This is a genomic window from Desulfovibrio piger, from assembly GCF_012843875.1.
GTDB lineage: Bacteria > Desulfobacterota > Desulfovibrionia > Desulfovibrionales > Desulfovibrionaceae > Desulfovibrio.
Window position 1 is genome coordinate 1 of sequence record NZ_JABAFY010000081.1, and the last position, 6,575, is coordinate 6,575.

The 6,575-nt window shown below is 61.9% G+C and carries 9 protein-coding genes; 5 read left to right on the forward strand and 4 right to left on the reverse strand.

Annotated features, from left to right (window positions below):
* The 3 genes from HF854_RS11925 to HF854_RS11935 form a co-directional block, all read right to left on the reverse strand.
* The coding region (locus HF854_RS11925; protein ID WP_205906128.1) for a cupin domain-containing protein at window positions 1-327 on the reverse strand (327 nt) is incomplete at its 3' end.
* Between the two features lie 189 nt (window positions 328-516).
* On the reverse strand, window positions 517-1,056 hold the full coding sequence (locus tag HF854_RS11930) for a lysozyme inhibitor LprI family protein (protein WP_168936487.1): 540 nt from the start codon (window positions 1,054-1,056) through the stop codon (window positions 517-519).
* A 60-nt stretch (window positions 1,057-1,116) separates the two neighbouring features.
* Window positions 1,117-2,451, reverse strand: a complete 1,335-nt coding sequence (locus HF854_RS11935; RefSeq protein WP_168936488.1) for an MATE family efflux transporter — start codon at window positions 2,449-2,451, stop codon at window positions 1,117-1,119.
* A 216-nt stretch (window positions 2,452-2,667) separates the two neighbouring features.
* Between HF854_RS11935 and HF854_RS11940 the strand changes: the two genes are divergently transcribed.
* Genes HF854_RS11940 through HF854_RS11960 form a run of 5 tightly spaced genes read left to right on the forward strand, consistent with a single transcriptional unit; the run spans window position 2,668 to window position 5,901 of the window.
* Window positions 2,668-3,348, forward strand: coding sequence for a NifB/NifX family molybdenum-iron cluster-binding protein (locus HF854_RS11940; protein ID WP_168936489.1), 681 nt, complete (start codon window positions 2,668-2,670; stop codon window positions 3,346-3,348).
* A gap of 9 nt (window positions 3,349-3,357) precedes the next feature.
* Window positions 3,358-4,245 carry a nucleotide-binding protein gene (locus tag HF854_RS11945; protein WP_168936490.1) on the forward strand — a complete coding sequence of 296 codons (888 nt, stop codon included), beginning with the start codon at window positions 3,358-3,360 and terminating at the stop codon, window positions 4,243-4,245.
* Window positions 4,238-5,107, forward strand: coding sequence for an ATP-binding protein (locus tag HF854_RS11950; RefSeq protein ID WP_168936491.1), 870 nt, complete (start codon window positions 4,238-4,240; stop codon window positions 5,105-5,107). The genes HF854_RS11945 and HF854_RS11950 overlap by 8 nt, the downstream gene beginning before the upstream one ends.
* Before the next feature lie 35 nt (window positions 5,108-5,142).
* Window positions 5,143-5,523 carry a NifB/NifX family molybdenum-iron cluster-binding protein gene (locus HF854_RS11955; protein ID WP_205906129.1) on the forward strand — a complete coding sequence of 127 codons (381 nt, stop codon included), beginning with the start codon at window positions 5,143-5,145 and terminating at the stop codon, window positions 5,521-5,523.
* Window positions 5,524-5,538: 15 nt separating this feature from the next.
* Window positions 5,539-5,901 (forward strand): hypothetical protein, encoded by a 363-nt coding sequence (locus HF854_RS11960; RefSeq protein WP_168936492.1) that lies wholly within the window; start codon window positions 5,539-5,541, stop codon window positions 5,899-5,901.
* Window positions 5,902-6,317: 416 nt separating this feature from the next.
* Here HF854_RS11960 and HF854_RS11965 read toward each other — a convergent pair.
* Window positions 6,318-6,575 (reverse strand): hypothetical protein (locus HF854_RS11965; protein WP_168936493.1); only part of this gene is annotated, 258 nt, incomplete at its 5' end.

Below are 6,575 nucleotides of genomic sequence, written 5' to 3' on the forward strand. Positions count from 1 at the left end.
GGCTACTTTACCTTGCTTTGGCCTGTATCCTTTGGAGAAAACTGGTATAGCAAGGTGTATGCCGGACATTCTCTTAGGCAATAGCAGACACTGGCCGCGTTCCAGGGATACTTCACGGCCATCGTCAAAGCCCAGTCGAGCGGCGCCTTCCAGCAGCAGGACCCATTCGTCTTTTTTCTGATCGTACCACTGGCCTTCCGGCGTCACATGGCCCCAGGAAACGATGCGCTCCACCAGCAGCCCGCTGTCTGAGGTGAGCAGAGCCGTGAAATGTTCCGGCATGCCGGGAAGATGGATGGCCTCCGGCAGCGTGAGCAAAGAATCCATGATGCCTCCGCAAGATACGATGACAGGCGGCAGGCCGTTCGGCCAGCCCGGCAAAAGGATACCCCGAAGGGGACATGACGGAAAGGCCGTCCTCTTGCGGCCCGGGAGCGGGCAGGAGGCCTTCGAAGGGGCAGGAACGGGACAGGGATGCTGCTCCGTTCCTGTTTTTGGCAAAAGCCCCAAAGGGACCTACTCCAGGCCCATTTTCTTCATGCCGGAATTGAACAGGGATTCCATGCTGTTGCCGAAATCCGACAGGCCCTTCTCGATGTCATCCATGGTATTGGAGCGGCGGGCCGGCTTTTCTGCCAGCGAGGGGTCGAGGGTCTCCAGATCGTGGATGCGCTTGCGCAGCTGGTCGATCTCGAACCAGGCCAGGTTCTCCATAGCGCTTTGGCTGTTGGGATAGTTCTCGGCCACAGGACGCATGCTGGCCTTGTACGCCAGCCAGCTGTGCTGGCTCCCTTCCAGGGCTTCCAGGCAGGCGGCACTGCGTTTTTCCGCTTCGGGGCCGGAGAATTTTTTGCAGATGCCCTGCATGGCCTTATAACGGGTATCCAGCTTTTTCTGCCAGTAATCACGCTCCATATCCAGGCACTGTTTCTGATCCGAGCTCTTGGGATTTTTTTTGATGCAGGCTTCGAACCCCGGAGCGTGTTCGGCTGCCATGGCGGGAGCGGCCAGCAGCAGGGCGGCCAGCAGAGCGGGCAAAAAGCGTTTCGTGGACATAGGATCTCCTTGTGTCATGTACTGCCAGCATACGGTATGCGGTGGTTCCTGTCAGCAGGTCTACCAGCCGGTACGCCGTCGACCGTGGACCAGCAGGCCGATGCCCAGCAGCAGGGTCAGGGCCTCGGCTAGGGGGATGGCCCAGAAGATATGCTCGTCTTCCAGCCAGAGGGCGAACAGGCTCAGGAATAGGGCGGGAAAGACCAGACTGCGGCTCAGCGCCATGCCCACAGCCTGCAGGGAGCGGTTGAGCCCGGTCAGGTAACAGGCGATGCCCATGTTCAGGCCGCTGAAGAAAAAGCTCCAGCGGAAGTCGGCGATGAAGTCACAGGCCAGGCTGCCCACAGCAGCGTTGTCGGGCAGGAAAAGGCGGGCAAGCTCCTGCGGGTAGAGGCTGAAGACAAGGAACATGATCACGCCCAGTGCCAGCAGGCTCAGCAGGGCGACGTGCAGGAATCTGTGCGTCCGCTGGCGCAACCCGGCAGCATGGTTGGCACTGACCAGGGGCGACAGGGTGTCGCTGAGGCCGTAAGCCAGGGTCAGGCCGAACCACGAACCGTAGCTGATCACGGTGAAGGCGGCCACGCCGGAGGAGCCGAAGCGGGCCATCATCAGATGATTGATGAGCAGGATGATGCTGCCCACGGAGATCTCGTTGATGCTCTCCGCACTGCCGTTGAGGCTGGCCCGCAGTATCTCCCGCCAGCCGCAGCCCTTCAGGGTCAGACGCAGCAGGGCTCGGCGGGAAAGGAAGTGGACCAGGAACAGGAGCAGGGTACAGCTGAAGCCCAGGCCCGTGGCCAGGGCCGCCCCCTGCACGCCCCAGCCGAAGCGGGCGATGAACAGGTAGTCCAGGAAGATATTGACGGCAGCGCTCAGGATGAGCCCCAGAGAGGCCAGGGTGGGATGCTGGTCCACCCGGGCGAACTGCGAAAGGGCGTAGGAGGCGGGCAGCACAGGGCTGAAAAGCAGGATGGTGGTCAGATACTGGTACGCGGGCCGCATCACATCACCGTCCGCCCCCAGCAAGGCCAGCAGCAGCGGCCGGAACAGCAGCGAGAGCAGGGCCAGTACCAGACCGGCCAGCAGGATGAGCAGCATGGTGCGGCCAAAGACCGCCGAAGCGGCCCGCAGATCGCCGCGCCCCACGTGGTGGGCACTGCGGACCGTGCCGCCCACGGAAAGCATGACGCCCATGCCGAAAAAAATGCTGAAGACAGGGCTGATGATATTGACGGCTGCCAGAGCCTGGGCCCCGACATAGCGACCGATGAAAATGGTATCCACCAGACCGGCGGACGAAAGCAGGAGGAAGGCCGCGGACCAGGGCAGGCCATAGCGGAAAAAGGTCTGGGCCACGGGGCGGTCCAGCATGCTGGCACGATTTTGGGACATGGGAACCTCGGGATGGCTGCACAGGGCAGGTCCGGGACTTGTACCATGCGGCCAAGAAAAGCGTCAACGCGCTGCGCGGAAGCAGGAAAAAGCGGCGGGATCCGGGAAAGGGGCTTGACATGGCCGCCGCAAGGATTATGCTCAATTGTGCAAAACGTCCGCAAGCCTGCCATCCTTTCCGGATGCGTGCCCGTTTTGCCAGATATTGGAGAAATCATGCCGCGTCCCAGACAGTGCCGCTATGTGGCCACCACTCCCAGTGTCACCTACTTCAAGCCGCGGGGCATCCCCATGACGGCCCTGGAGGAAGTCTGCCTGGGCGTGGAAGAACTCGAAGCCCTGCGTCTGGCGGATCTGGAAGGCCTGACCGGTTCCGAGGCCGCCTGCCGCATGCGTGTGTCCCGGCATACGTTCGGCCGTACTCTGGCTGCTGCCCGGCGCACGGTGGCGCTGGCCCTGGTCACGGGCCGGGCCCTGCGCATCGAGGGCGGTCATTATGCCCTGGCCGAACCGGATCAGCGGACTGCGGACGCAAAGGAGAATACCATGCAGAAGATTGCCATTTCCAGTGAAGGCCCCACCCTTGACGATCTCGTCGATCCCCGTTTCGGTCGCGCGGGCGGTTTCGTGGTGGTGGATCTGCCGGACATGAGCGTGAGCTATATCGACAACGGCGCTTCCCAGACCATGAGCATGGGCGCCGGCATCGAGACCGCCGAACGTGTGGCCAACGCAGGCGTGCAGGTGGTGCTGAGCGGCTATGTGGGCCCCAAGGCTTTCGACGCACTGAAAGCTGCGGGCATCAAGGTCTGCCAGGATGTGAGCGGTACCGTCCGGGAAGCGGTGGAACGTTTCCAGAAGGGCGAATTCCCCTTTGCTGACGCGCCCAACAAGTAGAGGACCCGTATGCGTATCGCCATTGCCAGCGGCAAGGGCGGGGCAGGCAAGACCAGCGTGGCGGCCTCCCTGGCCAGCGTCTGGGACAGCCCCCTGGTGGCCGTGGACACGGACGTGGAAGCGCCCAACCTCCACCTCTTCCTGCCGCCGCAGGTGGAGGGGAGCAGCAAGGCCTGGCTGGAAGTTCCTTCCCTCGATCTGGCCGCGTGCAGCAAGTGCGGCAAATGCCGCGAGATCTGCAGCTTCAAGGCCATCGCCTCCTTTGCCGGCAATATCAGCATCTTTCCCGACATGTGCCACGGCTGCGGCGGCTGTTTCGCCGTCTGTGCGGACAAGGCCCTCAAGCCCGTGGGCCGGGAGCTGGGCGAACTGGAACACGGCGCGGTGCTGGACGGTACTGTCCGCTTCCTCATGGGGCGTACCCGTATCGGCGAATCCATGACGCCGCCCCTGCTGCGCCAGCTGCGGGCCCGTCTGGACGCCATGCTGGCTGAGATCCCGGCCGATGCCATTCTCGATGCGCCTCCCGGGGTCAGCTGTCCGGCGGTCACGGTCACCCGTGATGTGGATCTGATCCTGCTGGTGGCCGACCCCACGCCCTTCGGTTTCCATGATTTCAGATTGGCGCATCAGGCCTTCCTGCCCCTGAACAAGGCCATGGCCGTGGTCATCAACCGGGCCGGGGCCGAGGGTAATGCCGATGGTGACGCCGCGGTGCGTGACTACTGTCGCAAACACGGTCTGCCCCTGCTGGCGGAGCTGCCTTTTGAACGGGCCGCCGCCGAGCAATATGCCAATGGCCGTCTGCTGGCCGCGCTGTCCCCGGAATGGAAACAGCGTTTCGAACACTTGCGCGATGCCCTGCGCCGTCTGGGCGGGGAGGTGTGCCATGCGTGAGATCGTCGTCATCAGCGGCAAGGGCGGGACGGGCAAAACCACGGTTTGCGCCTCCTTTGCCCATCTGGCCGAAAGCAAGGTCATCTGTGACCTGGACGTGGATGCGCCCGACCTGCACATCCTGCTGCAGCCGGAGGTCAAGGAACGCACGCCGTTCATCTCGGGACACAGCGCCCGGATCCGTCAGGATGACTGCATCCGTTGCGGCCAGTGTGCCGATCTGTGCCGTTTCGAAGCGGTACGTCCTCATGACGGGGGCTTCCTTATCGATGACCATTGCGAAGGCTGCGGCGTCTGCGTGAAGCTCTGTCCGCAGCAGGCCATCGATTTTCCCGACAATCACTGTGGTGACTGGTACGTGAGCGACAGCCGCTTCGGGCTGATGGTCCATGCCCAGCTCTTTCCCGGGCAGGAGAACTCCGGACGTCTGGTGAGCCTGCTCAAGGCCCAGGCCAGGGAGCGTGCCAGAGCGCTGGGGCTGGAGACCATCCTGTGCGACGGTTCGCCGGGCGTGGGCTGTCCCGTCATCAGTTCCCTGTCGGGGGCCAGTCTGGCCGTGGGCGTCGTGGAGCCCACGCCGTCAGGTCGCCACGATTTCAGCCGCGTGGCCGATTTGTGCCGGCATTTCCGCATCCCGCTGGCCATCATCATCAACAAGGCTGATCTCAATGTGAACGAGGCCGATGCCATCGCCGCGGAATGCGCCGAACACGGCCATACCCTGCTGGGGCGCCTGCCCTTCGATCCGGTGGTGACCCGGGCCATGGTGCAGCGTCGCGCCCTGACAGAATTCGACAATCCTCTTGGCAACAGCCTGAAGGACATGTGGTCGGCCCTTCAGGATATGCGCACCGGCCGCTAGGCCGCGCACCTTCGACCAGAAATGGAGCGTTTATCATGAGCTTTCTTCTTGCCGTGCCTTCCTGCATGCCTGGCGGTCTCGATGCCCAGATGGGCATGCACTTCGGCCATTGCGACATCTACACCATCGTTGAAATCGAAGACAACGCCATCAAGGCCGTGGGCACGCTGGAAAACGTGCCTCACCAGCAGGGCGGCTGCATGGCTCCCGTGCAGCACCTGGCCAGCCACGGCGTGAAAGCCCTGCTGGCCGGCGGCATGGGCATGCGTCCGCTGATGGGCTTCCAGCAGGTGGGCGTCAACGTCTTCTTCGCCGGTCAGTACCCCACCGTGGGCGCTGCCGTGCAGGCCTTCCTGGAAGGCAAGCTGCCTCCCTTCACCATGGACTTCACCTGCGGTGGCGGCGGCCATCACTAGGCCGTGGGGTCCGCTATGGATATCCTGATCGTTACCTCGCGCCCCGAACAGTGGGCCCCGGTCCTTCCGGTCATGGAAGGGCGCGGTGCGGCTGTCCGGCAGGCGGGTTCCCTGGAACAGGGCATGGAGCTGGTGCGCCAGCAGGCCCCCGCTCTGGCCGTGCTCGACCTGGGGCTGGAGCCTGAGGAGCTGCGCAAGGCTGTCATCGACATCCTCATGGTCAATGCCATGATCCATACGGCTGCTGTCAGCCCCATGACGGCGGCGGAATTCCACGACAAGATGGAAGGGCTCGGCATGCTGATGTCCCTGCCCGTGGACTTTACGGTCCAGGACGTGGAAAAGATGATGACGGCTCTGGAAGGCCTCGCAGGATAGAGACCTGTTGAGCTGATAGCAGGGGATCCTTTGTCGGGCTGCCGCCCGGGAAGGATCCCCTTTGCATTTTTTGCGGGGACCGCCGGTTCTTGCTGTGGATAGCGCAAGTAGAGGAGGACTATCTGCTTTTGCCTTTCTTCTTTCCTGAGGAAAGGGACAGCAGGCCGTGCTTTCAATGTCGCATCCGGGGCGCTGTGTCCGGTGTATTTTTCTCCTTTTCGTGTGTCCTTTGGTGCCGTGACAGAGAAAATCCGAAGCAGGGCGAAAGAGGCGCATCGCTTCTTGGAGAGAAAAGGATGCTTTCTCTAGCAGGGAATGTGTGGCTCTTGCCGGGCAGAAAGGGGAGAAGAAAATGGAAAATGGCAAAGAAAAATCCAAACATTTTTTTGTGTCTTTTCAGCATGTTGATTGAATAATCAGTCAGCAAGACGCAAATCCGCAAATTTTTTTGCGGAAAAATGCTTGACGATGGGGTCGAAAAGGCGCATAAAGCCGTTCGCGCCAACGAGCTGGCCACGTCCGAAAGGACGACGGGAAAAGAAAATTTCCCGGATGGCAAAAAAAAGTTCTTGACGCAGGTTTGAAAATGAGACATAGGTCTCCCTCGCGCCAACGAGTTGCCCCGACGGGGCCGCGAAAAAAACTTTCGCGAAAATGAAAAAAACTTGTTGACA

Excerpts from the sequence above, each read along its gene's own strand:
- HF854_RS11945 (WP_168936490.1), top strand. The coding sequence starts at position 3,358 with ATGCGTATCGCCATTGCCAGCGGCAAGGGCGGGGCAGGCAAGACCAGC.
- HF854_RS11935 (WP_168936488.1), bottom strand. The coding sequence starts at position 2,451 with ATGTCCCAAAATCGTGCCAGCATGCTGGACCGCCCCGTGGCCCAGACC.
- HF854_RS11955 (WP_205906129.1), top strand. The coding sequence starts at position 5,143 with ATGAGCTTTCTTCTTGCCGTGCCTTCCTGCATGCCTGGCGGTCTCGAT.
- HF854_RS11960 (WP_168936492.1), top strand. The coding sequence starts at position 5,539 with ATGGATATCCTGATCGTTACCTCGCGCCCCGAACAGTGGGCCCCGGTC.
- HF854_RS11930 (WP_168936487.1), bottom strand. The coding sequence starts at position 1,056 with ATGTCCACGAAACGCTTTTTGCCCGCTCTGCTGGCCGCCCTGCTGCTG.
- HF854_RS11940 (WP_168936489.1), top strand. The coding sequence starts at position 2,668 with ATGCCGCGTCCCAGACAGTGCCGCTATGTGGCCACCACTCCCAGTGTC.
- HF854_RS11950 (WP_168936491.1), top strand. The coding sequence starts at position 4,238 with ATGCGTGAGATCGTCGTCATCAGCGGCAAGGGCGGGACGGGCAAAACC.